The organism is Ralstonia sp. PBBBR1 (assembly GCF_002256165.1).
GTDB lineage: Bacteria > Pseudomonadota > Gammaproteobacteria > Burkholderiales > Burkholderiaceae > Ralstonia > Ralstonia thomasii.
Genome location: NZ_NKIL01000005.1, coordinates 335,566 through 361,989 on the forward strand (window position 1 = coordinate 335,566; position 26,424 = coordinate 361,989).

Below are 26,424 nucleotides of genomic sequence, written 5' to 3' on the forward strand. Positions count from 1 at the left end.
CGGGCGTTTGACACGTATTTACCCCAATGAATGCCGAAAGAAAGCAATTAAATTGCCTAAAGTCTCCAAAAATCGACAGCGAAGGCGTCGCACTTCTGCGACTCTGAGCATCGGATGCTGGGTTAACCGCTTGTAGGACACTTCTGACCCACTCCTACACGCCGTGTAGGACAGTTCTGGTCGGTTTCTGGTCAGTTTTGTAGGAACGCTCCTACAGTCCAAGGAGGATTTTGTAGGAGATATCCTACCTTTCTGTTTACTTAAAGCAGACACGTCTATCTAAACGATACGAAAATCACCTGGGAAGAGAGCGCCCACGGATGGGGAAGGCCGGGCACATCACTTTTTCTGGTGCAGTGCGGCAAAAAGTGCCGCATAGGCCTCTGCGGAAAGGAAAAAGGCGGGAATTTTGACGATCCGACGGCCGACCCTCTTGTAGGACAGCTGTAGGACAACGTGAGCTGCAGCAACAGCCCACGTGTGCCGTCAGTCGTGGGGCGGCGGGGTCCAGCGGGCGCGCAATATGGTGCCCGTAGCGGATTCAGTGATGACGAGCGAGTGCCCGTCTGGCGTGAGTGCAACGTTGGTGGTAGTGCGCCCTCGGCACGACGCGATGCGGGCCAGCGGTTCGCCGTGCGGCGAGACGACGAACACCGCGCCTAGCGACGCATGCGCGACGAACAGGTGGCCGGCTGCGTCCATCGCCATGCCGTCGGGGCCGCTGGTGCCGTAGAACTGCGCGAAGCGGCCCACCTTGCTTGTGCTGCCATCGGCAAGCAGGGGCAAACGCCAGACGGCGTTGTCGCGCGTCATGGCAACGAACAGCGCGGATTCGTCAGGAGTGAGCACCAGACCGTTGGGGCTCGGGCCATTGGCGAGCAGGCAATCGAGCCGGCCATCCGTGCGCAGGCGATATACGCGGCCGGTGGGGTCGTGCAGGCCAGTCTGGCCTTGGTCGGTGAAATAGACATCGCCGTTACGAGCGACGATCAGATCGTTGGGGCCCTTGAAGCGTTCGCTGTTGCGGCGGGTCAGGAACGGCGTGACCGCGCCCGTCGCGGGATCCAGCGACAGCAACCCATTCTTATAGTCCGCGATCAGCAGCGTGCCGTCGTGGCGCAGCGCCAGGCCATTCGGTTCGCCGTCGTATTCCGACACCACATCCCAATCGCCCTGCGAAGAGACGCGCAGGATGCGGCCATGCGGAATGTCGACCAGCCAGAGATTGCCGTGCGCGTCCCAGCACGGTCCTTCCAGAAAGCAATCGACCGGCGCGCCGCCTTTATTGGCGCGGGACCATTCGGTCGGCACCGGGCGACGCAACGCGACCGGCATCTCCGCAAAGACGGTGGTTTCGATGACGGGCCAGTTGAAATACGTCATGGCGCGGGAGCGGGCTCGGCTTGCGCCAGATGCCGCGTGGCATGCCCGGTATAGCGGTACGGTAGCTGGCGCGGCATCGGGCCTTTGTTGCGCTCGCCGCGGCCGCTTTGCTCCCAGGCGTGCGCCAGGATGCCAACGGCACGCGAGAGACAGAACACACCGCGCGCAAGCGGCGCCGCAAAACCCAGTTCCGCATAGATCACGGCCGTGGCGCCGTCGATGTTCATCGGAATCGGCTTGCCCTTGCGGCTGGAGAGCAGTGCTTCGATGGCGCGGCCGATGGCGGCATACCGCCCGCCGACCACACCGTCCTGCGCAGCCTCGTCCACCAGCGCAAGCAGGCGCCCCGCTCGCGGGTCGACCGGGTGGAAGCGATGTCCGAAGCCCGGCAAGTATTTGCCATGCGCAGCGATAAACGCGTCGACACCCGCCGCCGTTGCCGCCTCCAGCGAGGCGCCGTCGAACATGCGCGCCTCGATATCGTGGAACAGCTCGACCGCCTGCTGCCCCGCCCCGCCGTGCACGTCGTCCAGCGCGTTCAACGCAGACGCCATCGCGCCGTTGAGCGGCAGGCCACAGCTCGTCGCCATCCTGGCAATCGCAATGGATGGCGCATGCGGGCCGTGGTCAACCGACGCCACCAGCGCCGCTTCCAGCAAGACCGCCTGCCGCTTGGCCGGCAATTCGCCGCGCAGCATCAGCCAGACCATTTCGGCAAAACCGATCTGGCCGATCAACTCCTGGATGGGGTAGCCGCGTACGTGAATGCGGCCCGGTTCGATGTCGATGATGTCGGTGCGCCAGTAATCGGCAGCGAGGCCGGCGGCGTCCTGTATCGGTGCGGTCGTCATGATCAGATGGCGCCTTCAGCGCGCAAGGCTTCGATTTGGTCGTGGCGGTAACCGAGCCTGGTGAGCCAGTCGTCGGTATGGGCGGAGAGCATTGGCGCGGGGGTCTGCGGGCACGGGTCTTCGCCCGAGAGGCGGAACCCCGCGCGCGTCACGTGCTGCCCCGCTTCCGGGAACGCGGTGACAAAGCCGCGGCCCGTCACTTGTTCGTGCGCCAGCACGCCAGGCACGTCGAGCACCAGCCCGGCAGGAACGCCGGCATCGATCAGCAGCGGTTCCCATTCGGTGGCCGGGCGCGCGGCCAACGCTGCTTCCAGCGCGTCGTTGAGCTGCTGGCGATGCTCCTTGCGTGCATGGCGCTCGGCAAAGCGTGCGTCGGTTGCCAATTCCGGATGCCCCACCACGCGGCACAGCGCGGCAAACTGCTTGTCTTCGTTGGCGGCGATATTGATCAGTCCATCGCCCGTGGTGAATGTGCCCGACGGCGCGGCGGTGAAATTCTGGTTACCCATCGGCTGCGGCGTCACACCGGCATTCAGATAATTGGAGACGACCCACCCCATGGTCGCGAGCGTCGACTCCAGCATCGACACATCCACCATGCAGCCCTGCCCCGTGCGCTGCGCGCCGAGCAGGCAGGCCGTCACCGCCAATGCCGCCGTGATGCCGCCCACCGTGTCGCTGATCGGGTAACCGACGCGCAGCGGCGCGGATGCGTCATCGCCCGTGACGCTCATCACACCGGAAATGCCCTGGATGATCTGGTCGTATGCCGGTCTGCCGCTGAGCGGGCCGTCCTTGCCAAAGCCCGAGATGGCGCAGTAGACGAGACGCGGGTTGACCTCGCGCAGCACGTCGTAGCCGAGTTCCAGGCGGTCCATCACGCCGGGGCGGTAGTTCTCGATCAATGCGTCGGCCTGCGCCACGAGCTTGAGCAGGATCGCACGCCCCTCGGGGTGCTTCAGGTTGACGGTGACGGACTGCTTGCCCGCATTGACGGCGACGAACGAGGCGCCCATCTTGCGGCGCGCCTGTTCCGGATCAGCGCCCAGGCGGCGGGCGAGGTCGCCGTTGCCGGGCACCTCCACCTTGATGACTTCAGCGCCGAGCAAACCCAGCTGATAGCCGCAGAACGGCCCGGCCAGCACGTTCGACAAGTCGAGTACGCGCAAACCCGCGAGAGGCAAAGCCATGAAAACAACTCCTGCTACACAGTCGGCTCCGCCCCTCGCCCCGCTCAGGAGGTTGGGCGTCGTGGCGGGGCCTAGGTTTTAGAGATCAGTTGGGCAGCGAGACGCAGCGGCGCGGGGTCGCCACCCAGCGTGGAAGTGATTTGCGCGGCGTGCTCAAGCACCGGCACGCGCCACGATTGCAGCAGCGCCCCGTCGATGCGCGACGCCGGACCGGCAAGGCACAGCGCACCCCGCAGCGCCTGCTGCACCCCAAACACCGGCACCGACAGGCCCACCGTTTCCCGATCGCGCTCGCCGATCGACACGTAGTAGTGATCGCGCCGGATCGCGTCGTACGTGGCGCCCTGCATGCCCGAGAACGCGCACAGCACGCGCCCGCCCGACCCGCGCTCCAGCGGCAGCACGTCGCCCTCGCGCACGTGATCGCGGATCGAATGGTTCGAATCCACGCGGTGCAGGCAGACACGCACATCGCGCTCGCGGATGTAGAGCGACACCGCCTCGCCCGTGGCCTCGGCCAACGCGCGCATGTGCGGCAGCACCACGTCGCCCAGGCGCATGCTGCGCTGGTAGAGCGCGCCAAGCATCAACGGCGCGGCCCCGATCTGGTAGCGGCCGTCTTCCAGGCGAAACAGCATGCGATGCTGGATGAGCGAGCCGGCCAGCCGCAGGATCGTGCTCTTGTAGAGCCCAGTGCGGGCGGCCAGCTCGGCCAGCGTCAGCGCGTAATCGCCCGGGCGGAACGCAAACAGGATCGAGAACGCGCGGTCCAGCGCAGCCACGCCCGACTGCCCCGGCGTGGCGGCATCGCCCTCGTTGGCGGCGGGCGTGGTCTCGTTCTGGGTGGTTTGGCGCTCTGCGGTCATGGCGGGTTGGGCGAGACGGTTCACTTGACCGTCTTCAAGGCTTGGTCGACGAAGCGGTTAGTGTACGTTTTCGCCAGGTCGATCCTGGCGCTGCGGATCTTTTCGTCGTAGCTCGAGAGGACCGTGAGGGCCACCTTGGCATCAGCATCGGTCATCAGGCCGTCCTTGGAGAAGATCGGCTTGGAGTGGCGCAGCGCATCGACAAACACGTCGCGCCCACCCACCTGCTGCTCCTTGGGCATCTTGTCGGCAATTGCCTCGGGCGTGCTGGCGTCGATCCATTTGAGCGTGCGGATGAAGGCATTCACCAGGCGCTGGACGGTCTCGGGGTTCTTTGTCATAAAGTCGCGCGTGACATACAGCGTGGCGGTCGGGTAGCGGCCGCCGAATACCGCGTTGGAACCGGCATCGGTGCGCGTATCGACAAGGAATTTGGCGGCGCGGCGCTTTTCCAGCAGGCTCGCCACGGGGTCGAAATTGACGAGTGCATCGATCTCCTTGCGATCCAGCGCCACCATGCCCGGTGCGCCGGAACCCACCGCGATGTAGGACACGTCGTTCACCTGCAGCCCGTTCTTGATGGCGTAATAGCGGGCAAACAGATCGGTGGACGAACCCGGCGCGGTGATGCCGATCCTCTTGCCCTTCAGATCCTTGCCGCTCTTGATATCCAGGTCGGGCCGCACGGCCAGCACGATGCCGGGCGTAACGTTGAGCAGCGCGACCGACACAATGTCCTTGCCCTGCGCCTGAATGTGGATGGTGTGGTCATAGAAGCCCACCACCGCATCGGTCGAACCGGCAATCAGCGCCTGCAGCGCCTTGCTGCCGCCGGCCTGGAAATTCTCCACCTTGACGTTGAGCCCTTCCTTCTGGAAGTTGCCCAGCGACTGCGTGAGCGGCACCGGCATGTAGTTCAGGATCATCGAGCCGACCGACAGGCTCACGTCCTTCTTCTCCGGCTCGGCGGCGTTGGCTGCGGTACAGACGACCGCACACAGCAGGGCCGAAATCCATCGCTTCATGGTTGTCTCCATCATCGTTATTGGTATCGGGGGTCAGGCGCCGGTCTCGGGATCAACCTTCGGACGCCACACCAGCAACTTGCCTTCGAGCGCATCGACGCTGCGGTCCAGCGCAATCACGAAGGCCGACAGCACGACGATTCCGGAGAACACGCCGGTGGCATCGAACACGCCTTCGGCCTGCGCAATCAGGTGGCCCAGGCCGGCTGACGAACCGAGGTACTCCGCCACGATTGCGCCCATCACAGCCATGCCGACGGAAGCGCGCAGGCTGGAGAGAATCCAGCTCGTAGCCGACGGCACATACACATGGCGCAGCAGGCTGATGCGGCTGGCCTTGAGCAGCCGCGCGTTGGCCAGGATGACGGGGTTCACCTCGCGCACACCCTGGTACGTATTGAAGAAGGTGATGAACAGCACCATCGTCGCGCCCAACGCCACCTTGGAGGTCAGCCCCAGCCCGAACCACATCACGAAGATGGGCGCGAGCAGGATGCGCGGGATCGCGTTGAAGACTTTGATGAACGGGTCCAGCACCTCGGCCGCGAGCCTGGACAAGCCGAGCCACAGCCCCAGGCTGATGCCGAGCAACGTGCCGATGCCGAACGAGAGAATCGTCTCGGCCAACGTGATGGCCAGATGCGTGTAGATGTCGCCGGCGGTAAACCACTCCCAGATGCGCGCGACGATCGACGACGGCATCGAGAAATAGAACGGATCGACCACGCCCGCACGGCCAAGGCCCTCCCACGAGCCGAACATCAACACCACTACGGCCAACTGGAACAGGCGGATCTTGGTCTTGTGCGCGAGACCCGTGCGCTGCGCGCCCACGGCAGGCATCGTGTTAGTGCTGGACGGCATGGCTCTTCTCCACTTCAGTGCCGAGGATCGACCAGATCTCGCGATACAGGCGGATGAACGCGTCGGACATGTTGATTTCAGACACGTTGCGCGGGCGCGGCAGCGTGATTCCCACATCGCCGACGGGGCGGCTGGCGGGCCCGGCGGACATGACGACCACGCGGTCGGCCAGGGCAATGGCCTCCTCCAGGTCGTGCGTGATGAACAGCAACGATTTGCGGTCTTCCTGCCAGAGGCGCAGCAACTCGCTCTGCATGAGGTGGCGCGTGTGCACATCCAGCGCCGAGAACGGCTCGTCCATCAGCACGATCTTGGGCGAGAGGATCAGCGTCTGCGCCATGCTGATGCGCTTCTTCTGACCGCCCGAGAGCTGATGCGGATAACGCGCTTCGAAGCCCGCCAAACCGACCTTCTTCATCCACGGACGGGCGCGCTCGCGGGCCTCATCCACCGGCATGCCCTGGAACACCAGGCCCAGCGCGACGTTGTCGAGCGCCGTCTTCCAGGGCAGCAGCGAGTCCTGCTGCATCATGAAACCGGCCTTGCCATTGAGCCCGGTCAACGGCTCACCAAACACGCTGACCGTGCCACCAGCGGGCTTGAGCAGCCCCGTCACGGCGTTCAGCAACGTGCTCTTGCCGCAACCCGTCGGGCCCACAACGGCCACGAATTCGCCTTCGCCAATCGACAGGTCAACGCCTTGCACCGCCGTGAAGCTGCCGAACCGCACCGAAACCTGATTGAGCTGAACCGCCGGCAACCCGGCGTGGAGTCGGCCGCTGGCGGCCGGAGGGGAAGAAAGCATGGGCGTCTCCTTGAACGCGCCTGATTCGATGCGTTCTGTCTGTTGAAATATAATTCTATTTTATACGCCACAAACCACGCCGTTAACGGGCGTAAACCCGTAACCTACCGAAAATCCACTGGAGCCCTGACAAAAGAACGCACAATTTCTCGCATTACGTTCTTTTAGAAGAAATTATGTTCTGTTTGTCAGAATTTAGACGGACACCACTTACGAGATTTATTGACCCGAACGCTAAAGTTTTCTGCCTGCCATCCGATGAAGGGCGTACTGATCAGCGAGATGGCCATGCAACTTTCTTCCCCTTCCGTTTCTACTGCGACCGCCGGCGCATCGGGCAGCGGGACCAGCTCGGCCCCTGACATCGAGCGCCTGCAGCGCCAGCTCAAGAACCTGCAGAAGTCGATGCAGGATCTTCCCGCGCAGAATCTGCCGCCCGATCAAGCACGCGAGCAGGCACAGTTGCTCAGCCAGCAGATCCAGATCGTGCAGGCGCAGATCGCGCGCCTTCAGGCGCAGAACGGCCTGGAGCAAGCGGAAACCCGCTTGGAAAATCGCCACAACGCCTCCAAGAGTGCATCGGGCACCAGCACGACCGATGCGACGACCCAGGCGCGCACGACAGCCAACGTCACTGGCTCCTCCACGCTGAGTGATGCCCGGCTGCAAGCCCGCCACGCAACACAGGCGCAAGCGGCACAGGCGGCCCACCCGGCCAGCGCTGAAGCCATCACACCGGCAGAGCCCCCGCTGGTTTCCGTCAAGGCCTGACCGGCGGCAGCGCGGCGCCGGCCTTGTCTTGCGGGCACCCAGTTGCCGATGCCCGACCCTCTCTTTCCTCACCCCCTCCCTTCGGGGGGACGCCAGCTTGCGGTGCCGACAGCGACAATCGCCGCGCCGCCATCCCATGTGCGGCATCGAGAACACGCATGACCTCCGCCGCCAGCGACGCCCTGCCCCCAACCGTCCCGACCGATCCGGATCGGGAGCGCGCGCCATCGCGCAATTTCTTTGCACGCCACTGGCGCGGTGATTACAGCCTGGCCCGCGCGTACTGGCTGCACACGGCGCTGATGCAGTTTGGCGTGGTGGCGCTCAGCGCCGGCGTCACGCATGCGCTCGCGCATAACGCGCCGGCACGCGCGGCATCATCGGCGCTGCTCGTGATTTATGTGATGGGATTGGCGCTGTGGATCTGGGCCGTGGTGGGCACCTGGCGCTCGGCCGATCGCGAGCAGGCGCGCAACCGGCTTGCCGGCCTGTCGAACCCGTGGCCCCTGATCGCCAAAGTGATGATCGTGCTTGGCGCCGTGGGCACCTGCTCGCGCCTGATCAACGATGGGCCGCGTCTGGTCGCGCATCTGCGCACCGCCCTGGGTGAGCAAGCGGCGTCGCCGTATGCGGTGATGCCACAACGCGATGGGCGCGCCATCCTCTTCAATGGCGGCATCAACGACGGCGCTGCAGATGCACTGGAAGCCGCGCTGCGCAAGGCACCGAACGCCACGGCCGTCGTGCTGCGCTCCGAAGGCGGCTGGCTGCGCGAAGGGACGCTGGTGGCAGACGTCATCCGCCGCCACCATCTGCGCACGTATGTTGAGCGGGCGTGCGCCTCCGCGTGCACGATCGCGTTTCTGGCAGGTGCTGACCGCGCCGCTGCACCGGGCGCACGCATCGGCTTTCACCGCCCGCGCGCGGTCGGCGCCGACCATGACCAAACCCCCGGCGCCACCGACAGCGAACTCTGGCGCGCGTATTCAGACGCCGGCCTGCCCGATGCCTTCGTGCGCCGCGTACAGGACACACCGTTCGATCAGATGTGGTTCCCCACCGCGCAGGAACTGCTGGCCAACCACGTCGTCACGCGCACGTCGCCCGGAGGCGAATACGCGACCATGGCCACGCAGTTGAATACCCGCGAGGCCCTGGCCGCAGAACTGCGCAGCGCCCCGCTGTATGCAACCCTGGAGCGCAAGTACCCCGCCCACTTCAGCCGCCTGATCGACACGCTGGGGCCAGAGCTGCAGCGCAACGTTACCGATGCGCAGGTGGTGACGCTGCTGCGCGAGCAGACGGGCAAGCTGTACCGCGCGCTGATCCCGACTGCCCCCGACGCGCTGCTCTTTGCCAACGCGCAACTCACGCTCGAACAGGCCCAGGCCTTGCAGCGCGTGAGCCCCGAAGCCTGCGTGGCTTATCTGGACGGCACGTCCGGTGCAAGCGCCGCTGCCGCCCGACTGCCGCGCGCGCTCGTGACCCGCGAGCAGGCCTTGTTTTCAGACCTGATGCAGGCTGCCGACCCCGACCACGCACCGGTTGTCACACGAGCGCAGACCCTGCCTGTGCTGCAACTGGCCATGGCCGCGCTTCCACTCAATGAACAACGCGTGCTGACCGTCCCCGCGCTACGCCGCACCGCACCGCCGGCCGAGCGCTGCCGGGCGCTGATCGGTTTCTCCCGCTCCATCCTGGCCCTGCCGGAAGCCGAACGCGCCCTGGCGCTGCGCGGCATGTATGCCGATACGTCCGCGCCCGATGCGTGACACCGCGCGTCAGGCCGAACGCAACGCAGCGAGCGACGCGCGCTGGCGCCCGTCTTCATCGAAGTTCTCAGGCGACAGCCATTGCTCGAATGCGGCCCGCGCTTGCGGCCAATCGGCATCGATGATGGAGAACCACGCGGTATCGCGGCTGCGCCCCTTGTAGACCACCGCTTGGCGGAAGATGCCCTCGAACAGAAACCCCAGCCGCTGCGCAGTCTGCCGCGACGGTGCGTTCAGGCTGTCGCACTTCCACTCGTAGCGCCGATAGCCGAGATCTTCAAAGACGTGCTTCATCAGCAGGAACTGCGCTTCTGTCGATGCCGGCGTCCGTTGCAGCAGCGGCGAGAACGTAACCGCGCCCACCTCAATCACGCCGTGTTCCGGCGTGACGCGCATCAGCGCCAGCGTGCCGACCGGCTGATCGTTGCGCGCGTCGATCACCGCGTACTGCAGTGGATCGCGCTTGGCCGCAATGCGCTCGATATAGGCGCGGTGTGCCGCCACATTGGCAAACGGGCCTTCCACCATGTACGTCCAGACACGGTCGTCCTGCGCCTGGCTGAACGCCTCGAATAGCGCGTCGGCGTGACGGGCGGCGTCAAGCGGCTCCAGCCGGCAGTAGCGGCCGGCGAGCGGCGTATGCGGCGGCAGCGGACGGGCCGTCCAGCTGGACAGCGGCGCACCGATGGGTTGCTGATAAGCGTTGAGCGTAGTCATGCGTGGAACCTGCACCGAAAGCAACAAGGACCTCTCACCCTACCTAACTTTCTGGCCCCATGAAAAGAGCCATGGATGGGCATGCCGATAGAGCCACATCAACACACCTACGGCCGGATTAAACCGTTCGATGCCCCGCCACACGCCGATAGCGCACCTGCATGCAAATCGATATGTTGGTGGCGGGGGAAGACAGCGCCACAAATGGGCGCGGGCATACGCATTGCTGTGCGGGGGTATGCACACGCCCACGGAATCGTCCGCCATCTTTTCTGCCAGGAGCCCGCGAGTGGCGCCGTTCATTACAGAGTGGTATCGCCGCTGGGGCCGCTGCGTCCGATACATATGCGCAGCCGTATGGATCACCTTTGCCGGCATGGCTCCGTGGAGCCCGACCGGCGCGGCGCCGAAATTCGCCTACCCGGTCACGCAGCGCATCGACGCCAGTGCGAGCCTCGCATTGCCGCGCACGTGGGGCCCACTGCGGCTGACCAGCGAAACGCCCATTCCGTCCATTGCGGCGACCATCAACTCGCCGTTCGGTCCGTCACGGCTCGTGTTTGCGCAGCAAACCGTGGCACCGGAGAGCTTCGCGCTGGTCACGGTGCGCAAATCCGATTTCGACAAAGGCACGCCCGGTTACCTCGAAACCCTGCGGCCACGCGATCTGGCCATCCTGCTCAACCACATGGAATCGCGCGTGCATGGCGATCGCCCGGCCTGGGCCGCCCGCCTCGTGCGCGGCAAGGCCCCGGCGTTGCAGGTGCTTGCCGGGCGCCGGGTCCTCTACTGGGAAGGCGAATGGAGTACGTCCGCCGCCCGGACGGTCGTCGTGCGCGGGTATGCCTTCTTTGGTAATGGTGCGGTTTATCTCCTGCGCATATTCGGCACCGCGAGCGGCAGCGAACCGGTGGAATTTGCCGAAGAAGCGCGCTTTGCCGACCTGGTCGCCGCTACCTTCCACACGAAATAGCTGCCGAGCCTCTGCTGCAATTGTTGCAATGCAACAACAAGAGAAGCGCTGGCAACGGCGCCAGTTCCCAAGCGCAGGCCCGTCCACGCAAGGACTGAAATCTGTTGTTACTCTTGGAACAGTCTGTTCACCCAAGGCCGTATTGTTCTTCCGCATTGCAACACCTACACTTCGTGACAGTTGTTCAGACATCGATTGCCTGAACAAGCAATGCAAGTGTTGTAAGGAGAACAATGATGAAATGGTTGGATATTGGCGCCGTCATGGTCGCCTGGATTGCGAGCTGCGTGGCAGCAGGCTGGCTCATCAGCGCCGCCGCCTTCCTGGCTTAACGCCCTTGCCCTAAAGGCAAAACGGCCGAGCGGGAACCCCTTCCCCGCCCGGCCATGAACACCCCGGTCGATTGATTCGTCAGGCTGGCTTCTGACCTGCCCACTGAACGAATCGGTCGACAAACCCCTGCAAGAACTGGCGAGTACGCGCATCCGTCACCCCGCCCTGGGCATCAAAGGGCTCCCCCGCAAAGTGGAAAAACACCTCCGGCAACGGTAAGACCTTCACGCCGACCGCCGCGAGCACATTGCGCAATTGCGCCTGCGACAGTGCTGTGCCAATTGCGCCTGGCGATGCGCCCGCAATGCCTGCCGGCTTGCCGTCCCACACGCTCTGGCCGTACGGCCGCGAACCCCAGTCAATCGCATTCTTCAACACGCCCGGTATGCCCCGGTTGTATTCAGGCGTGACGAATAATAGGGCATCCACGCCCGCCACCGCCGCCTTGAAGCGCTGTACCGGCTCGGGCAGGCTCGCGTCCAGGTCCTGGTTGTACAGCGGCAGCTCGCCAATCTCGATGAACTGCGCCGTCGCGCCCGACGGCAGCAAGCCCACCAGCGCCTGCGCCAGCTGGCGGTTGAACGACGCCTTGCGCAGGCTGCCGACGATCACTCCGATAGTCAGATTGCTCATGAACCCTCCTTGCGTGGAAAAACAGTTCAGGACTCCCTGATGGTCAATCCGCCGTCGCCGGCTCCGGGGCCACCTCGCGTTTGAGACGGTTGATCAGGGCAAACATCAGGGGGTTCAGCAGAATCGACAGAATCGCTGCCGACAACAATAGGCCCCGTGCACGGTCGGGCAGGATTTCCAGGCTGATCCCCAGCCCGATCAGGATGAACGAAAACTCGCCGATCTGCGCAAGGCTGGCCGAAATCGTGAGCGCCGTGCGGTTGCCGTGACCAAACGCGCGCACTACCGCAAACGCGGCCAGCGACTTGCCCACCACCACGATCAGCACCGTGCCGAGCACCGCCCAGGGGTCTTCGATCAGCACGCTCGGGTCGAACAGCATGCCCACCGATACGAAGAACAGCACCGCAAATGCATCGCGCAGCGGCAGCGATTCTTCCGCCGCGCGCTGGCTGAATTCGGACTCGGCCAGCACCATCCCCGCAAAGAACGCGCCGAGCGCGAACGACACGCCAAACAGCACCGTCGCCCCATAAGCGACGCCCAGCGCCGTGGCCAGCACACCCAGGCGGAACAGCTCCCGGCTGCCCGTCATGACGATACGCTCCAGCATCCAGGGGATCACGCGGCGGCCCACCACCAGCATGAGCGCGGCAAACGCCACCACCTTCGAGAGCGTGACCGCCAGCACCTTGATGATGTCCCATGCGCCGACCGCTGTGCTGCCTGCGCCGCCCAGCGCACCGGCCAAGGCCGGCAGCAGCACCAGCGTCACCACCATCACGAGGTCTTCCACGATCAGCCAGCCCACGGCGATATGGCCTTCGTGCGAGTTGTCGATGCCGCGATCCTCCAGCGCCTTGAGCAGCACCACCGTGCTCGCCACCGACAGCGCCAGCCCGAACACCAGCCCCGGGCCCCAATCCCACCCAAGCAGCCACGCCAGGCCCATACCCATGAGCGTGGCCAACGCAATCTGCCCGATGGCACCCGGAATGGCGATGGCCTTGACCGCTAGCAGCTCCTTCATCGAGAAATGCAACCCCACCCCGAACATCAGGAGGATCACGCCCAGCTCGGCCAGTTGCAGCGCGAGGCTTTGGTCGGCCACGAAACCGGGCGTGAACGGCCCCGCCACCACACCCGCCATCAGGTAGCCGACCAGTGGCGGCAGGCGCAGGCGCTGCGCAATGGTGCCGAAGATGAAGGCCAGCACGATGCCACCGATGATGGTGGAGATGAGCGGGGTGTCTACGTGCATGCGTTCGTGGAAAGGGACGGGTTCAAAGACGGAAGAGCGGGAAAGCGAAAGGGGCCGGGCCGGCCCTGGTGCGACAACGGCGGCGCGGATTTTTATTCACGTTGCGTCACAACTATAAGGATTGCCCTTTGCGAAACCTTACGAAGCAAATGTCATGCAGAAGACATCGCGCCGCAAACCCCGCTCCTACACTGCGCCGCAGACCCGCTCGTCCAGGGCGGCCCCAAGGAGACGACACATGCGCTACGCCAACAAAGTCCTTTCCGTGGACGAGGCCATCGCCCACGTCCGCAGCGGCAGCCGCCTGATGCTTGGTGAATTCGTGGGTGCCGGCGAGCCGGCCTGCTGCATCGAGGCGCTGCTCGCCAGCGGCATCGGGCAACTGACGCTCATCACCAACACGCCGGGGCTGCGCGGCGGCTTTCTCAAAGCCCGGTTGTTCAGCTCCGGCCAACTGGCCGAGTTCATCGGCACGCACGTCGGCACAACAGACGAATCGACGCAGGCTTACCTGACCGACGCCGTGCGCGTGGCCGAGTTCTTTCCGATGGGCACCTGGGCCGAGAAAGTGCGCGCGGGTGCGCTTGGCCTGGGCGGCGCGCTCGTGCCGGTGGGCGTGGGCATCCTCGACAAGCCCGGGATGTTTCCCAAGCGCGGTGCGCCCAAGCAGACGCTTACCGTCGATGGCATGACGTGCTTCGTGGAGCCGCCCCTGCGCGCCGACGTGTCGATCATCAAAGGCTGGCGCGCCGATACCTTCGGCAACGTGGAGTTTCGCGGCACGGCGCTGCAGAACCAGCGCGACATCGCCATGGCGGGCGATTACACCATCGTCGAGGTGAACGAGATCGTGGAGGTGGGCACGATTCCGCCCGAGCGCGTCGGCTGCCCGGGCGTATTCGTCAATGCGGTGGTGCAAGGTCTGTCTTTGGACGACCAGCACGCGCTCTACCGGCACCACTGGACCAAGCTCGGCCGCCTGCCCGCTGCCGCAGAAGCCTGATCGCCGATCGCCACAACAGGAAACCGCCATGCAAGCCCTGCCCGAAACGCCCAAGCAACGCATTGCCGCTCGCTGCGCGCTGGAACTGCGCGCCGGCGAAGTCGTCAACCTGGGCCTGGGAATCCCCACGCTCACGGCCAACTACCTGGACGCCAATGCCGGCGTCATCTTCCATACCGAAAACGGCGCCTTCGGCTTTGGCGGACGCCCGCCGCTGGACGCCATCGACAGCGACTTCACCAACGCCGGTTGCGAGCCCATCACCCTGATGCCCGGCGCGGCGCTCATGGACCTCGCCACGTCGCTGGGCGCGATGCGCAACGGCTACATCGACGTGACGATCCTCGGCGCGTTGCAAGTGGATGCGCTGGGCAACCTCGCCAACTGGGCCTGCGATCGCAACGGCAAATGGTGGCCCGGCATTGGCGGGGCGATGGACCTCTGCTACGGCACGCGCAAGGTGATTGCCGCGCTGGCGCATACCGACAACCACGGCAACTCCAAGATCCTGCCGCGCTGCACGCTGCCGCTCACGGGCCGGCGCTGCGTGAAGGTCATCGTCACCGAGCACGCCGTGTTTGACGTGACCGATGCGGGGCTCGTGCTGCGTGAAATCCTCTCGCATGCGACACTCGACGACATTCGCGCCATGACGGCAGCGCCCTTTACGCTGGCGCCGCTGCTGCAGATGCGTGCCGCTTGAGACCTCAGGAACGTTCATGCCCACCGCTGTCGATTGGTTCTTCGATGTCATCTCGCCGTTTGCCTACCTGCAACTGGAGCAGTTCGATGCACTGCAGAAGGCGAACGACATCGTCATCCGCCCGCGTCCGCTCGTGCTGGGCGCGATCCTGCATCACTGGGGGCAGAAAGGGCCGGCCGAGATCAGCACCAAGCGCGTGTTCACATACCGGCATGCGCTGTTTCGCGCGCAGCAGCTCGGCATTCCCTTTCGCATGCCGCCCGCGCATCCGTTCAACCCGATCAAGGTATTGCGGCTGACGATTGCGATGGGCGGCTCGCTCGATGTCGTGCGAGCGGTGTTCCGGCATATCTGGCGCGACGGCAACGATGTGGCGTCGCCCGAGGGCTTTGCCGCGCTGTGCGAGGCGGTCGGCTTTGCAGAAAGCGCAACTGCTGTCGAACAACCCGCCGTGAAAGATGCCCTGCGTGCGCACACCGATGCAGCTATCGCGCTCGGCGTGTTCGGGGTGCCCACCCTCGTGCACGAAGGCGAGCTGTTCTGGGGTGAAGATGCGACCGCCATGTTCCTGCAGAGCCTGCGCGCCGGCTGGCTCTCCACGCCCGAAGCGCAGCGCGTGAGCACGTTGCCGGTGGGCATTCAACGTGGCTGAGCACGACCCCAGCTCGCGCCCCGGCATCAGCCGCGCGCGGCTGGCGCATATCGCGGCGTGGTCCATCGATCTACCCGCGGAAGAAGCCGACCGCGCCTGTGCCGGCATCGTTGAAAAAACCTACGCGCGCGGCGCCTGCATCTGTCCGAAAAACACGTTGCTGGAGAGCTGGACGGGCGTGGTCACGGGCCTCATCAAAATCGGCACGGTATCGCCCGAGGGGCGCAGCGTCACGTTTACGGGCGCGCCTGCCGGCGGCTGGTTTGGCGAAGGTACGGTGCTCAAGAACGAGCCGCGCCGCTACGACATAGTTGCGCTGCGCGACACGCGCATGGCCTTCATGGAGCGCGCCACCTTCATGTGGCTGGTGGAAAACAGCGTGGCGTTCAACCGCTTCCTGGTCAAGCAGCTCAACGAGCGGCTCGGGCATTTCATGGCGCTGCTGGAATACGACCGGCTGCTTGATGTCACGCCGCGCCTGGCGCGTTGCATTGCGTCGCTGTTCAACCCGGTTCTCTACCCCGGCGCGGGCGACCACCTGGAGATCACGCAGGAAGAACTTGGCCTGCTTTCCGGCATGACGCGCCAAGTTGCCAACCAGTCGCTCAAGACCCTGGAGAAGGACGGCGTGGTGCGGCTGGAATACGGCGGCGTGACGGTCGTGGACCTCGATCGGCTGCGCAGCTACGGCGCCTGAAGACGCCACCTTTATTAACGAATCTTCATCCGGCGGAGCAGACCACACCCGCTGGAATCGCGGCACAACAAGACAGGATCATTACGCTGCGGCATGCATCACCTCTTCCCGACGTATAGCCATTGGCACTATCCAGCGCTGGCAGCGCGTGTGGCGGAGGTGGCGCGTGCCCATGCGCTCGACTACCGCGCGCTCACCTACCGGGAGCTGCTGACTGCGCAGCAGACCTTCCCGCGCGCCATGGGTCAACGACCGAACTGACGCGCAAGCCACACGCACCGTCTCGGTTGCACGCCTCGACCGCGTGCACTGCATCGAGGATCACCTTCGCTAGACCCCGCGGCCGCGACTGCTACGGCACATGGCTTGTCGGCAGCGTCGTCACCTTGGCGCTAATCTTCCTGGCCATGGCGCTCCAGATCCGGCTGGGCACCGAAGGCGTTTGTGCAGGCGATGCTGGATGTGGTGCGCCTCTGAGCCATCGAGCCCACGACGCTTCTGGATTACAGCGCCGAAGCAACCCTTGCAGTCATCCGCGCGTCAGGGCCAGCAGCGTCACCACGGCCGGCATGGCCGCTGCGGTAATGCCGGCCATGAGCGGGGCGTACCCCTCACCACAGCCCGGAGCGCCTCAGTTACAGCGCCCGCCCTTCGCACCGGCCAGACACGCCGCCTACGCCAGCATGGCAGCGAGCGCAGGAGGCAACCCGCGGTTTGGCTTGTGCGGCGGACGCGTAAAGCTGCCTTCCGCTGCACCGTTTGGCGCAAGCGCAATCAGGCCCTCGCAGTGGCGGATGGCGCTGGAGACGCCGTCCACGACCGGCACCGGAATGCGGTCCTTGAGTGTACGGGCCAGACCGGCGAGCGGCGCGCCGGCCACGATGATCACGTCCGCGCCATCTTCACGCACCGCTTGCAGGCTGAGTTCCTCAAGACGTGCCGCGTGGTCTTCCTGCACGCTGCCGATGTCGCGTAGCGGCTGCTGCAAGGAGCGCACACTCGCCAGCCGCGACGACAGCCCATTGGCGGCCACGCACTCGCGGTACCACGCCTGGATGCGGTTCGAAATGGCGATGATGGAAAAGCGCTGACCCAGCAGGCAGGCGCTGGCCAGTGCCGCCTCGGTCATGCCCACCACCGGCACATTGCAGAGCTCCTTGATGCCGGCCAGGCCGGGGTCCCCAAACGCCGCCACCACCACGCCATCGAATTGGCCGGCGTGCTCAGCAACGACGCACGCGGTGGCATAGCCGCCCACCAGTGCTTCGAAGCGCGTTTCGATATAGGCCACGCCAAATGGCGCTGTCGCCATCGTGAGCGTGGTGCCGGGTGAAACGGAGCGACGCGCCTCCGCATGGATCAACTCCGTCACGCTCTCGGAGATGTTGGGATTGACGACCAGAATACGCATGATGAAACCCTGAGAATCAAACCAGAAACGTCAGACCAGCGACGGCGCGCCCGCCGGCAGGAACTGCCCCCGCCCGGGTGCCGGTTCGAGGTACTTGCCGTTTTCGACCAGCAGCTCGCCGCGCGAGAAGCAATGCACTGGCCAGCCCGTCACTTCAATGCCTTCATAGGGCGTGTAGTCGACCGCGTGATGCAACGCATCGTTGGTGATGCGCACGTGGCGCTCCGGATCCCACAGCGTGATGTCGGCATCGGCACCCACGGCAATCGTGCCCTTGCGCGGGTACAGACCGTACAGCCGTGCCGGGCGATACGACGTCAGTTCCACAAACTGATGCAGCGAAAGCTTGCCGCGCGCGATGCCATCAAACAGCAACGGCAACCGCGTCTCGATGCCCGGCACGCCGTTCGGAATATGGTCGAACGGTTGCGCTAGACCGCCGAGCTTCTTGCCCTGCGCATCGTCATAGTTGAACGGTGCATGGTCTGAAGAAAACACGCTGAATACGCCCCCTGCCAGCGCGCGCCATACAGCCGCCTGGTTCTCCGGATCGCGCGGTGGGGGGCTGCAGACGCACTTGGCACCTTCGTAGCCATCGTCACCGTGCAGGCCCATGTCTTCAGCGGTCAGGTAGAGGTACTGCGGGCACGTCTCGGCCAAAATCTGCAGGCCGCGGCTTTGCGCCCAGCGAATCTGCTCGATGGCTTCCTTGCCGGAGACATGCACGATCAGGATCGGCACGTCCACCAGCTCGGCAAAGGTGATGGCGCGGTGCGTGGCTTCACGCTCGACGGCAGCCGGGCGCGAGAGGCCGTGGAAGCGCGGCGAGATGCGGCCTTCGCCCACCAGCTTCTCGGTCAGCCACGAAATGCAGTCGGCGTTTTCTGCATGCACCATCACCAGCGCGTTGTTTTGCTTGGCCACGTCAAGCACGTCCAGCATTTCGCGGTCGGACAGCTTCAGGTCGTCATACGTCATGTAGACCTTGAACGAGGTGTAGCCCTGGTGGATCAGCTCCGGCAGTTCGTGCTTGAGCACCTCGGGCGTGGGGTCGGCCACGATCAGATGGAAGCCATAGTCGGCCACCGCCCGGCCCTCGGCACGGCGGTGGTAGTCGGCCACCGCCGCTTTCAGCGAGCCGCCCTTCTCCTGCGCCGCAAACGGGATCACCGTTGTCGTGCCGCCGCAGATGGCCGCGCGCGTGCCGGTGAAGAAGTCGTCGGCCATGCGCATGCCATCGGGCATGGGCTGATCGAGGTGGCAATGACCATCGACGCCGCCGGGCAGCGCCAGCAGGCCGCTTGCATCCAGCTCCCGCACGCCGCGCGGCAAGCCGTTGCCGAGCACGGCGATGCGGCCATCGCGCACCCCGATGTCGCAGGTAAAGCGGTCGGATGCGGTGACCACATCCGCGTTGCGAATCACCAGGTCGAGTTCCGTGGACATGCTTGGCGCTCCCTCATTCCGTTAAGCAACGTCCGCGAACAGGCGGCCCCAGCCGTGCAGCTCGCGCGTGTCGACACCCGCCAGCCGCAGCGATTTCCACACGACGGTCGAGATGGTGTCGTACACCGGGATGCCCGTTTCCGCTTCCAGTGCTTCCACCAGATGCGCGGCTCGCAGGTTCGTGCAGAACGTGGTGATGGCAGCCGGCTTTTGCTGGGCCACTTCGCGCACCAGGGTACGGATCGTGTCTTCTTCCACGTCGGCAAAGCTGTGGTTGACGTGCAAGTCCAGATGACGCTCGGCCACGCACTTGAAACCGTGGCGCGCGTAGTTCTGCACGATGCGCTGCTGCACGTCATCCAGGTACGGCGTCACGAGGGCGAAATCGCGTGCGCCGGTCTTGGCCAGAATCTCGTTGAGCGCCAGCACCGAGGTGGTGGCCGGAATGCCGGTGGCTTCCGTGATCTGGCGGCACAGCGCCTCGTCCTTCTCAAAGCCGAGCCAGCCGGACGACGTGCCGTTCCAGGCGATCACGTCGACGTGCGCATCGGCCAGCAGCTTGGCGGCGTTCAGGATATTTTCCAGGTCGAACTGCCCCAGCGCCTGGTCGCGCAGCGAGATTTCCGTCACGGTAAAGCGCGAGAAATGCGCGCTGACGTTGGGCAGGCCGCTCACCATGGCGCTGGTAATGGGTTCCAGCGCCGTGTTGGATGATGGCGTGAGCATGCCGAGCTTGATGCGTTTTTTCATGGAGGTCTTCTTCGTGGTTTGTAGGCCCCGGCGCGCGCAGCAGCGGGCATCGGGGCTTGCTTGTTATGTTGATGTGTCGGGTCTCAGCTTGTCGCCGGAAGTCAGAAGCAAACGCCGCGCCGCAGGCGTAGATGGCATCGGCCTACGTGAGTGCATCGCACCTTAGACCGGCAGCTTCTTGCTGTAGTCGATCAGCAGCGTCGAACAGATGAACAGACCCGCACCGGCGGCTGCAAACAGCATCAGCGCCATGTCGTACGAACCGGTCGCCTGCACGATCAGGCCGACGATGATCGGCATGCCGACCCCTGCGAAGTTGCCGCCCAGGTTCATCGTGCCGCCCAGGAAACCGACACGCTTGCGCGTACCCAGGATCGACGGAATGCACCAGAACAGACCGCACCAGCGCAGGAAGAACAGCGTGGTCGACAACAGTGCCACCACCACAACCGGATCCTTGAAGCGCGCCACCGTGTAGATGGCGATCGTGGCCAATACAGAAGCGATGCCGAACAGGGTGCGCAGCACGCGGGCGCGCGATGCCCCGGTGGCCATCCACTTGTCGGCAATCCATCCACCGACCATCTCGCCCACAAAGCCGGAGAAGAACATCGTGAAGACGGCACCGCCCATCTCCTTGATGTCGAGCCCGTGCACCTTCGACAGATAGGTCGGCATCCACGTCAACAACCCGTAGAACAGTGCGTTGAAGCACATCCAGCCGAAGAACATGCCCCACACCGAGCGGTACTTGAAGAAGTCCAGCACGTTGCCGCTCAAGGCGGCGGGCTCGGCAGCCTGGTCGGCTGCGTGTGCCTCTTCAATGTAGGCAGCTTCAGCATCATTGACGGACGGATGCTCGCGCGGGTGGTTGCGGATGTACCACCACGCGAAGAGGCCTGCCACCATCGTGCCGATACCAGCCACCACGAACGACGTGCGCCACGAATTGAACTCGGCGATCAGCCCGGCGATGATGAGCGCGCCCAGTGCCGCACCCAGCGGCGCACCGCCGTCGAGCAGCGTGGCACCGCGGCCGCGTTCGTTCTGTGTCATCCAGATGGCGTTGAGCTTGCCCCCGGCGGGGTAGATGGGTGCCTCAGCCGCACCCAGGCCAAGACGCGTGACCAGCAGCGGCACCCAACCGGTACACAGGGCCGCGATGGATTGGAAGAAGCCCCAGCCCAGCGTGGCACCGGCAATCACCACACGCGGGCCGAACCGGTCGGCCAGCATGCCGCCTGGGATCTGCATGAGCGCGTACGTCAGAAAGAACGAACTCAGCAGTAAGCCTTGCACCGCGGGGCCGATGTTGAATTCCTTCGCGATCAGCGGCATCGCGACTGACAACGATGCGCGGTCGACGTAGTTGATGGAAATCAGCATCAACATCATCAAGAAAATCTTCCAGCGCACAGAGCTCTTCGTCTCCGTTAGCGCCATGGCCGGGGCCTGGCTTGCGGTTTCCATTACGCGTGTCTCCTGGTAGCTCGGAAAGCCCTTTCGAGAAGCGGGCTGGGAGGCCGGTCTTGACGCCGATCCTCCCGCCTTCGCCCACCGAAACGACCTCCTGAGTCGATTTGATTGGTTTGTGTTGCGCAACGTGGCTGAGTATAGGATACGTAATCTGTAATTACAACATCTGTAAGTTATTGATTTTATTGAATACAAAAAGCACAATATCGGTGTGTGATAGCCTTTTGTGGTGCATCTTCCCCATTCTGGTGACGTCTGTGACCCAACCGCTGCTCCAATCCCCTCGCCTGCGCACGCTCGGCATGTCGGCCGAAATCGCCTCGCGTCTGCGCACCCTCATCGAAGAAGGCGAATTGCCGCCCGGCGCCCGTATCGACGAGCGTGCGTTCTGTGAAATGTTCGATGTCTCCAAGACGCCGCTGCGCGAGGCGCTCAAGGTGTTGGTGGCCGAGGGTCTGGTGCTGCATCGTCAGTACATCGGCTACCGCGTTGCGCCGCTCGATCTCGATGAACTGCGCGCGACCTTCGAAACGCTGCATGGGCTGGAATTCACGGCAGGAGAACTGGCGGCGGCCCGTCTGTCCGAGGTGGCTCTTGCGCGCCTGGAACGCAGGCACCAGGCGATGCTCGACGCGCACGCGGCAGGCCGTCGCACCGAGTACTTCCGCATCAACCAGGAAATTCACCAACTCATCATCGACGGCACGGCCAACCCCGTACTGGCCAGCATTTATGCGGCGTTGATGAGCAGGGTGCACCGCGCGCGCGGCGCAGCCAACGCGGACATGCTGCGCTGGCAGGAATCGCACGAAGAACACGAAGCCATCATGGCCGCCCTTCGCGAGCCAGGGCGCCCGCGCCTTGCACAAGTGCTGCGGCACCACTCCGAGAACACCGCCAAGGAAGTGCTGAGCGTCGTGGCAAACAGCCTCGCCGAGGCCAGCCGCCCAACCCGATCAACCAAGGAATCCCCCAAGAAAGGAGCGCAATGAAACTCGTACGCGTAGGTGCACCCGGCGCAGAACGTCCGGGCCTGATCGATACGCAAGGCCGCGTGCGCGACCTGTCAGGCGTGGTCAGCGAGCTGGGGCCGCAGCAGTTGTCTGATGCCGCCCTCGCGCGACTCGCAGGCGTCGACATGGCGAGCTTACCGGTGCTGCCGGATGCCCGTTTTGGTGTGCCATGGACGGGCATCGGCAAAATCATCGCGATCGGCCTGAACTATGCCGACCACGCAGCAGAAGCCGGCTTGCCGCCACCCGCAGAACCCATCATCTTTCTCAAGGCCAACAGCGCACTGAACGGCCCCAACGATGCCGTCATGCTGCCGCGCGGCTCGGAAAAGACCGACTGGGAGGTTGAACTCGGTGTGGTGATCGGCAAGACGGCGAGCGATGTTTCCCGCGAAGCAGCGCTCTCACATGTGGCCGGCTACTGCGTGGTGAACGATGTATCCGAGCGCGAGTTTCAGCTTGAGCGCGGCGGCACGTGGGACAAGGGCAAGGGCTGCGACACCTTCTGCCCCGTCGGCCCGTGGCTGGTCACGCGTGACGAAGTGCCCGACCCGCAAGCGCTTGGCCTGTGGCTCGACGTCAATGATGAGCGTGCGCAGCGGGGCAACACAGCCACCATGGTGTTTGGCGTGGCGCATCTGGTGAGCTACGTCAGCCGTTTCATGACGCTGCACCCGGGCGACCTCATTTGCACCGGCACGCCGCCCGGTGTCGGCATGGGAGCCAAGCCCCCGCGCTATCTCAAGGCCGGCGATACCATGCGCCTGGGCATCGACGGCCTTGGCGAGCAGATGCAGACGGTCGTCGCCTACACCAAAGCCTAAGCATGCGGCGCGGCGCGCTTAGCGCTGCGCCGCCACCAGCTTGCGCATCGCATCCACCAGCTTCGGATCGACCGCGCCCAGCGTATTGGTGCGCGCGTTGATGCGCCCTTCTGCGTCCAGCAGCAGGATCGTGCTCGAATGGTTGAAATCGCCATCTGCCAAGCGTCGGTACTGCACGCCCAGCAGCGCCGCCACCTCGCGCGTGCCGCTGGCGTTTGCGCGGGCGACTTGCCAGCGGTCGTCGGCGCCATGCGCGCTGGCCGTCTTCTTGAGCGCTGCAACGGAATCACGTTCGGGGTCGACCGTCACCATCAGCACCCGCACGCCGTCGTGTGCGGGCTTGCCGCCCTTGGCTAGGGTCGCGCGAATGGTCTCGAAGATCATCGGGCAGACCATCTGGCACGACGCATAGAACATGCTCACCAGCACCGGCTCGCCGCGCAGATCCGCCAGGTGAAAGACGCGGCCGTTCTGGTCGGTCAGCGCCACATCGGATTGATACAGCGAGGCCGAGGGCGCTGGCCCCGCAGCATGGGCACCGGCTGTTGCGCCGGCCAGCAGGAGCACCACAAAGGCGCGTCGGATAAAAGTCGTGAACATCATGGATGATCTCCATTGAGGGATCGGGCGCAGCGAAAGCCGAGGCTGCCTGTGGCGTCTGCGCCTTCAAGGGAAGACAGCAACGCCACGCGCATCAGCACGGCATAGCTGTCGCGGCGGACGATGCTGATGGCACCGGCGCCGCAGAATTTCTGCTTGTCGGGGTCGCCCTGGGTGCGGCTGTCTCCGGCAATGAACAGTGCGTTGAAATCGTCGACCCATTCCCAGATCAGACCGTGCATATCGCGCACGCCATGGACATCCGCTGGGCCGCCCACTGGTGGCAACACACGCGTGGCGGGCCGCTCGTACCAGCCGAGAATGCGTTGTGCCCATTGCGGGTCGTCGCGGGCGTCTGTGCGTGTGGCGTCGGCCGCGGCGGCGGATTCCCATTCCAGCCATGTCGGCAGCCGAGCGCCTTCGTTTTCGCAATAGGCACGGGCGGCAAACCAGCTCACGCCGGTCACCGGCGCTTGCAGCGACGCCTGCGCATCGGCGTGCGTCGCATCGGCCCAGTCGGCAAGGTAGGCCTTACCGGCAAAGACTTGCGGCACACGGCCACGCTGCCAGGCCTCGTGGCGTTGCACGAAGGCCTGGAACTCGCCGATGGTGACGGGCGTGGAGCGCAGCTCAAACGGCTCGATGCGCACCCGCTGCGGCTGCCCCGGCGCGTTCTGAGGCAGCACGCTGTCGAAGTCGCCGCCGGGCAACCGCACATAGGTGGCCCCGTGTGCGGTTGCACTGGCCAGCGCCATCAACATGGCAGCAATGTGCGAGGTCAGGCGGGACATGGTCGTGCAGATCCGCTCAATGTTCGGCCACGGCCTTGGCGGGCGCCGGCTGGGCACGCACCTTCTTGACGTCTTCTGCGCTCACGCGGCCGCCGGGGTTGTCCCAGCTGTTGAGCACGTAGGTCAGGATGTTGGCGACCTCGTCGTCATTGAGTTGTGTCATCGGCGGCATGACGGAGTCGTATTCCTGGCCATTGACCTTGATCTTGCCGTTCAGGCCATGCAGCACGATGTTCATCGCACGCTTGGGGTCAGTTGCCAGGAAATCCGACTTGGCAAGCGGCGGAAACACGCCCGGCAGCCCGGCGCCATTGCCCTGATGGCACACCGAGCACGTGCCCGCAAACAGCGCGCGGCCGGCCTGCACCTGATCCTGCACCGTCAGCGTGCCGCTTACCGATGCCTGGGTCGCCTTGGTGACGGCGCTCATGTTGGGCGCGGCACGATCGCCCAGGTACACCGAATCCAGTTCCTTGCCGGAATAGACCAGCTTGCTCTCCGGCCCGTCGATCTTGAGGATGGCCAGCGCACCCTTGTTGAAGGCACGGAAGATCGAGTGGTCGACCAGCACATAGCTGCCAGGCACGCGCGCGGTGAACTTCACAACCGCCGCGCCACCCGCCGGGATCAACGTGGTCTGCACGTTCTTCTGCACGTTGGTGCCGCCCTCGTAGCGCACCTGATCGAAGATGGCGCCGATCACGTGGAAGCTGGAGACCAGATTGGGCCCGCCGTTGCCCACGAAGATGCGCACCGTTTCGCCCACCTTGGCGTGCAGCGCCTTGTCACCGGTGAGCGCGCCTTCCGCACCGTTGAACAGCACGTAGCTCGGGCGTTCGTCGATGGCCTTTTCCATGTCGAACGGCTGCAGGCCCTTCTCGCGGTACTTGCCGGCGGTGTAGAAATCGCCCTGCATGACGTAGTACTCGTGATCAACCTTGGGCAGGCCTTCGGGCGGTTCGACCAGGATCAGGCCGTACATGCCGTTGGCGATATGCATGCCCACGGGTGCGGTAGCGCAGTGGTAAACGTAAATGCCCTCGTTCAGCGCCTTGAAGGTGAACTGCGATTCATGGCCCGGGGCGGTAAAGCTCGATGCTGCGCCGCCGCCCGGCCCGGTCACGCCGTGCAGGTCGATGTTGTGCGGCATCTTGCTGCTCGGGTGGTTCTTGAGGTGAAACTCCACCGTGTCGCCCTGCCGCACGCGGATGAAACTGCCAGGAACGGTGCCGCCGAACGTCCAGAAGGTGTAGCTGACCCCTTCGGAGATCTGCATTTCCTTCTCGACCACTTCCAGCTCCACGATGACCTTGGCTGGATAGTTCCGGTGCACCGGCGGCGGCACAAGCGGTGGACTCGTCAGGACGGCGTGGATCGGCTCGCCGCGTGGCGGCCCGAAGTCACCCGGCAACTTGGCGCTGGCGGCGCGGGCCGCAGTGCCCGCAAGCAGTGCGCCCAGCACCACAGAAATCAAGCCCGCGCGCATCAGGCTGCGGACGGTGTGAAGACGGCTCATTTTTTCCCCCATGTATCGGTCTGGTGTCGTCCGCTCCACGTTAGGCCCCGGCGGCCATTAGGGCTTTGATACAGCGCAAACGAAAACCCGCCCCGACC

The 26,424-nt window shown here is 64.7% G+C and carries 27 protein-coding genes; 10 read left to right on the forward strand and 17 right to left on the reverse strand.

Going from position 1 to position 26,424, the window contains the following annotated elements:
* Window positions 1–486: 486 nt before the first annotated feature.
* From CFE42_RS10225 to CFE42_RS10255, 7 genes are all read right to left on the reverse strand, one after another.
* Window positions 487–1,383, reverse strand: coding sequence for an SMP-30/gluconolactonase/LRE family protein (locus CFE42_RS10225; RefSeq protein WP_004627784.1), 897 nt, complete (start codon window positions 1,381–1,383; stop codon window positions 487–489).
* Window positions 1,380–2,234 carry a citryl-CoA lyase gene (locus CFE42_RS10230; protein ID WP_004627787.1) on the reverse strand — a complete coding sequence of 285 codons (855 nt, stop codon included), beginning with the start codon at window positions 2,232–2,234 and terminating at the stop codon, window positions 1,380–1,382. Before CFE42_RS10230 ends, CFE42_RS10225 begins: the two co-directional genes overlap by 4 nt.
* 2 nt (window positions 2,235–2,236) lie before the next feature.
* The gene (locus tag CFE42_RS10235) at window positions 2,237–3,424 is read right to left on the reverse strand and encodes a CoA transferase (RefSeq protein WP_004627789.1); all 1,188 of its coding nucleotides are present in this window, start codon (window positions 3,422–3,424) and stop codon (window positions 2,237–2,239) included.
* Between the two features lie 71 nt (window positions 3,425–3,495).
* Window positions 3,496–4,290, reverse strand: a complete 795-nt coding sequence (locus CFE42_RS10240) for an IclR family transcriptional regulator (protein ID WP_004627791.1) — start codon at window positions 4,288–4,290, stop codon at window positions 3,496–3,498.
* A 20-nt stretch (window positions 4,291–4,310) separates the two neighbouring features.
* On the reverse strand, window positions 4,311–5,315 hold the full coding sequence (locus CFE42_RS10245) for an ABC transporter substrate-binding protein (protein ID WP_004627792.1): 1,005 nt from the start codon (window positions 5,313–5,315) through the stop codon (window positions 4,311–4,313).
* A gap of 33 nt (window positions 5,316–5,348) precedes the next feature.
* Window positions 5,349–6,179 (reverse strand): ABC transporter permease, encoded by an 831-nt coding sequence (locus CFE42_RS10250; protein WP_004627794.1) that lies wholly within the window; start codon window positions 6,177–6,179, stop codon window positions 5,349–5,351.
* Window positions 6,163–6,984, reverse strand: coding sequence for an ABC transporter ATP-binding protein (locus CFE42_RS10255; RefSeq protein WP_004627795.1), 822 nt, complete (start codon window positions 6,982–6,984; stop codon window positions 6,163–6,165). The genes CFE42_RS10250 and CFE42_RS10255 overlap by 17 nt, the downstream gene beginning before the upstream one ends.
* 258 nt (window positions 6,985–7,242) lie before the next feature.
* Between CFE42_RS10255 and CFE42_RS10260 the strand changes: the two genes are divergently transcribed.
* Both CFE42_RS10260 and CFE42_RS10265 read left to right on the forward strand, forming a co-directional pair.
* A complete protein-coding gene (locus tag CFE42_RS10260; protein WP_004627796.1) occupies window positions 7,243–7,755 on the forward strand; it encodes a FlxA-like family protein in 513 nt (170 codons plus the stop codon).
* Between the two features lie 158 nt (window positions 7,756–7,913).
* Window positions 7,914–9,527 (forward strand): membrane protein, encoded by a 1,614-nt coding sequence (locus CFE42_RS10265; RefSeq protein ID WP_004627797.1) that lies wholly within the window; start codon window positions 7,914–7,916, stop codon window positions 9,525–9,527.
* Between the two features lie 9 nt (window positions 9,528–9,536).
* Here CFE42_RS10265 and CFE42_RS10270 read toward each other — a convergent pair whose 3' ends face one another.
* Window positions 9,537–10,244, reverse strand: a complete 708-nt coding sequence (locus tag CFE42_RS10270) for a GNAT family protein (protein ID WP_004627798.1) — start codon at window positions 10,242–10,244, stop codon at window positions 9,537–9,539.
* A 376-nt stretch (window positions 10,245–10,620) separates the two neighbouring features.
* Here CFE42_RS10270 and CFE42_RS10275 point away from each other — a divergent pair, with 376 nt between their 5' ends.
* Window positions 10,621–11,217 (forward strand): hypothetical protein, encoded by a 597-nt coding sequence (locus CFE42_RS10275; protein ID WP_235202090.1) that lies wholly within the window; start codon window positions 10,621–10,623, stop codon window positions 11,215–11,217.
* A gap of 411 nt (window positions 11,218–11,628) precedes the next feature.
* On the opposite strand, the gene CFE42_RS10280 is transcribed toward CFE42_RS10275, so the two are convergent.
* The gene (locus CFE42_RS10280; RefSeq protein ID WP_004627801.1) at window positions 11,629–12,183 is read right to left on the reverse strand and encodes an NADPH-dependent FMN reductase; all 555 of its coding nucleotides are present in this window, start codon (window positions 12,181–12,183) and stop codon (window positions 11,629–11,631) included.
* A 43-nt stretch (window positions 12,184–12,226) separates the two neighbouring features.
* Complete coding sequence (locus tag CFE42_RS10285) at window positions 12,227–13,444, reverse strand: cation:proton antiporter (RefSeq protein WP_004627802.1); 1,218 nt, start codon at window positions 13,442–13,444, stop codon at window positions 12,227–12,229.
* 238 nt (window positions 13,445–13,682) lie between these two features.
* On the opposite strand from CFE42_RS10285, the gene CFE42_RS10290 reads away from it, so the two are divergent.
* From CFE42_RS10290 to CFE42_RS10310, 5 genes are all read left to right on the forward strand, one after another.
* Window positions 13,683–14,447, forward strand: coding sequence for a CoA-transferase (locus CFE42_RS10290; protein ID WP_004627803.1), 765 nt, complete (start codon window positions 13,683–13,685; stop codon window positions 14,445–14,447).
* 28 nt (window positions 14,448–14,475) lie between these two features.
* Window positions 14,476–15,150, forward strand: coding sequence for a 3-oxoacid CoA-transferase subunit B (locus CFE42_RS10295; RefSeq protein WP_004627804.1), 675 nt, complete (start codon window positions 14,476–14,478; stop codon window positions 15,148–15,150).
* Between the two features lie 16 nt (window positions 15,151–15,166).
* On the forward strand, window positions 15,167–15,802 hold the full coding sequence (locus tag CFE42_RS10300) for a 2-hydroxychromene-2-carboxylate isomerase (protein ID WP_004627805.1): 636 nt from the start codon (window positions 15,167–15,169) through the stop codon (window positions 15,800–15,802).
* The gene (locus CFE42_RS10305) at window positions 15,795–16,499 is read left to right on the forward strand and encodes a Crp/Fnr family transcriptional regulator (RefSeq protein WP_004627806.1); all 705 of its coding nucleotides are present in this window, start codon (window positions 15,795–15,797) and stop codon (window positions 16,497–16,499) included. The genes CFE42_RS10300 and CFE42_RS10305 overlap by 8 nt, the downstream gene beginning before the upstream one ends.
* A 93-nt stretch (window positions 16,500–16,592) precedes the next feature.
* Window positions 16,593–16,760, forward strand: coding sequence for a hypothetical protein (locus CFE42_RS10310; RefSeq protein WP_004627807.1), 168 nt, complete (start codon window positions 16,593–16,595; stop codon window positions 16,758–16,760).
* A gap of 412 nt (window positions 16,761–17,172) precedes the next feature.
* Here CFE42_RS10310 and CFE42_RS10315 read toward each other — a convergent pair whose 3' ends face one another.
* The 4 genes from CFE42_RS10315 to CFE42_RS10330 all read right to left on the reverse strand — a co-directional run bounded on the left by CFE42_RS10315 (window position 17,173) and on the right by CFE42_RS10330 (window position 21,576).
* The gene (locus CFE42_RS10315; RefSeq protein WP_004627808.1) at window positions 17,173–17,910 is read right to left on the reverse strand and encodes an aspartate/glutamate racemase family protein; all 738 of its coding nucleotides are present in this window, start codon (window positions 17,908–17,910) and stop codon (window positions 17,173–17,175) included.
* A 30-nt stretch (window positions 17,911–17,940) separates the two neighbouring features.
* Entirely contained in the window at window positions 17,941–19,356 is a 1,416-nt protein-coding gene (hydA, locus tag CFE42_RS10320; protein ID WP_004627810.1) for a dihydropyrimidinase, read from the reverse strand.
* Between the two features lie 21 nt (window positions 19,357–19,377).
* Window positions 19,378–20,106, reverse strand: a complete 729-nt coding sequence (locus CFE42_RS10325; protein ID WP_004627812.1) for an aspartate/glutamate racemase family protein — start codon at window positions 20,104–20,106, stop codon at window positions 19,378–19,380.
* Window positions 20,107–20,268: 162 nt separating this feature from the next.
* On the reverse strand, window positions 20,269–21,576 hold the full coding sequence (locus CFE42_RS10330) for an MFS transporter (protein WP_004627814.1): 1,308 nt from the start codon (window positions 21,574–21,576) through the stop codon (window positions 20,269–20,271).
* Between the two features lie 230 nt (window positions 21,577–21,806).
* Between CFE42_RS10330 and CFE42_RS10335 the strand changes: the two genes are divergently transcribed.
* Window positions 21,807–22,574, forward strand: a complete 768-nt coding sequence (locus CFE42_RS10335; RefSeq protein WP_024974584.1) for a GntR family transcriptional regulator — start codon at window positions 21,807–21,809, stop codon at window positions 22,572–22,574.
* Window positions 22,571–23,419 carry a fumarylacetoacetate hydrolase family protein gene (locus CFE42_RS10340; protein ID WP_004627818.1) on the forward strand — a complete coding sequence of 283 codons (849 nt, stop codon included), beginning with the start codon at window positions 22,571–22,573 and terminating at the stop codon, window positions 23,417–23,419. The genes CFE42_RS10335 and CFE42_RS10340 overlap by 4 nt, the downstream gene beginning before the upstream one ends.
* 18 nt (window positions 23,420–23,437) lie before the next feature.
* On the opposite strand, the gene CFE42_RS10345 is transcribed toward CFE42_RS10340, so the two are convergent.
* The 3 genes from CFE42_RS10345 to nirK are packed head-to-tail and all read right to left on the reverse strand — an operon-like array spanning window position 23,438 to window position 26,326.
* Window positions 23,438–24,022: an SCO family protein gene (locus CFE42_RS10345; protein ID WP_004627821.1), complete on the reverse strand. Its 585-nt coding sequence runs from the start codon at window positions 24,020–24,022 to the stop codon at window positions 23,438–23,440.
* On the reverse strand, window positions 24,019–24,810 hold the full coding sequence (locus tag CFE42_RS10350) for a formylglycine-generating enzyme family protein (RefSeq protein ID WP_004627824.1): 792 nt from the start codon (window positions 24,808–24,810) through the stop codon (window positions 24,019–24,021). Before CFE42_RS10350 ends, CFE42_RS10345 begins: the two co-directional genes overlap by 4 nt.
* Before the next feature lie 16 nt (window positions 24,811–24,826).
* Window positions 24,827–26,326 (reverse strand): copper-containing nitrite reductase, encoded by a 1,500-nt coding sequence (nirK, locus tag CFE42_RS10355; RefSeq protein ID WP_004627825.1) that lies wholly within the window; start codon window positions 26,324–26,326, stop codon window positions 24,827–24,829.
* Window positions 26,327–26,424: the final 98 nt, after the last annotated feature.

Excerpts from the sequence above, each read along its gene's own strand:
- CFE42_RS10225 (WP_004627784.1), bottom strand. The coding sequence starts at position 1,383 with ATGACGTATTTCAACTGGCCCGTCATCGAAACCACCGTCTTTGCGGAG.
- CFE42_RS10230 (WP_004627787.1), bottom strand. The coding sequence starts at position 2,234 with ATGACGACCGCACCGATACAGGACGCCGCCGGCCTCGCTGCCGATTAC.
- CFE42_RS10235 (WP_004627789.1), bottom strand. The coding sequence starts at position 3,424 with ATGGCTTTGCCTCTCGCGGGTTTGCGCGTACTCGACTTGTCGAACGTG.
- CFE42_RS10240 (WP_004627791.1), bottom strand. The coding sequence starts at position 4,290 with ATGACCGCAGAGCGCCAAACCACCCAGAACGAGACCACGCCCGCCGCC.
- CFE42_RS10245 (WP_004627792.1), bottom strand. The coding sequence starts at position 5,315 with ATGAAGCGATGGATTTCGGCCCTGCTGTGTGCGGTCGTCTGTACCGCA.
- CFE42_RS10250 (WP_004627794.1), bottom strand. The coding sequence starts at position 6,179 with ATGCCGTCCAGCACTAACACGATGCCTGCCGTGGGCGCGCAGCGCACG.
- CFE42_RS10255 (WP_004627795.1), bottom strand. The coding sequence starts at position 6,984 with ATGCTTTCTTCCCCTCCGGCCGCCAGCGGCCGACTCCACGCCGGGTTG.
- CFE42_RS10260 (WP_004627796.1), top strand. The coding sequence starts at position 7,243 with ATGAAGGGCGTACTGATCAGCGAGATGGCCATGCAACTTTCTTCCCCT.
- CFE42_RS10265 (WP_004627797.1), top strand. The coding sequence starts at position 7,914 with ATGACCTCCGCCGCCAGCGACGCCCTGCCCCCAACCGTCCCGACCGAT.
- CFE42_RS10270 (WP_004627798.1), bottom strand. The coding sequence starts at position 10,244 with ATGACTACGCTCAACGCTTATCAGCAACCCATCGGTGCGCCGCTGTCC.
- CFE42_RS10275 (WP_235202090.1), top strand. The coding sequence starts at position 10,621 with ATGGCTCCGTGGAGCCCGACCGGCGCGGCGCCGAAATTCGCCTACCCG.
- CFE42_RS10280 (WP_004627801.1), bottom strand. The coding sequence starts at position 12,183 with ATGAGCAATCTGACTATCGGAGTGATCGTCGGCAGCCTGCGCAAGGCG.
- CFE42_RS10285 (WP_004627802.1), bottom strand. The coding sequence starts at position 13,444 with ATGCACGTAGACACCCCGCTCATCTCCACCATCATCGGTGGCATCGTG.
- CFE42_RS10290 (WP_004627803.1), top strand. The coding sequence starts at position 13,683 with ATGCGCTACGCCAACAAAGTCCTTTCCGTGGACGAGGCCATCGCCCAC.
- CFE42_RS10295 (WP_004627804.1), top strand. The coding sequence starts at position 14,476 with ATGCAAGCCCTGCCCGAAACGCCCAAGCAACGCATTGCCGCTCGCTGC.
- CFE42_RS10300 (WP_004627805.1), top strand. The coding sequence starts at position 15,167 with ATGCCCACCGCTGTCGATTGGTTCTTCGATGTCATCTCGCCGTTTGCC.
- CFE42_RS10310 (WP_004627807.1), top strand. The coding sequence starts at position 16,593 with ATGCATCACCTCTTCCCGACGTATAGCCATTGGCACTATCCAGCGCTG.
- CFE42_RS10315 (WP_004627808.1), bottom strand. The coding sequence starts at position 17,910 with ATGCGTATTCTGGTCGTCAATCCCAACATCTCCGAGAGCGTGACGGAG.
- hydA (WP_004627810.1), bottom strand. The coding sequence starts at position 19,356 with ATGTCCACGGAACTCGACCTGGTGATTCGCAACGCGGATGTGGTCACC.
- CFE42_RS10325 (WP_004627812.1), bottom strand. The coding sequence starts at position 20,106 with ATGAAAAAACGCATCAAGCTCGGCATGCTCACGCCATCATCCAACACG.
- CFE42_RS10330 (WP_004627814.1), bottom strand. The coding sequence starts at position 21,576 with ATGGAAACCGCAAGCCAGGCCCCGGCCATGGCGCTAACGGAGACGAAG.
- CFE42_RS10340 (WP_004627818.1), top strand. The coding sequence starts at position 22,571 with ATGAAACTCGTACGCGTAGGTGCACCCGGCGCAGAACGTCCGGGCCTG.
- CFE42_RS10345 (WP_004627821.1), bottom strand. The coding sequence starts at position 24,022 with ATGATGTTCACGACTTTTATCCGACGCGCCTTTGTGGTGCTCCTGCTG.
- CFE42_RS10350 (WP_004627824.1), bottom strand. The coding sequence starts at position 24,810 with ATGTCCCGCCTGACCTCGCACATTGCTGCCATGTTGATGGCGCTGGCC.
- nirK (WP_004627825.1), bottom strand. The coding sequence starts at position 26,326 with ATGAGCCGTCTTCACACCGTCCGCAGCCTGATGCGCGCGGGCTTGATT.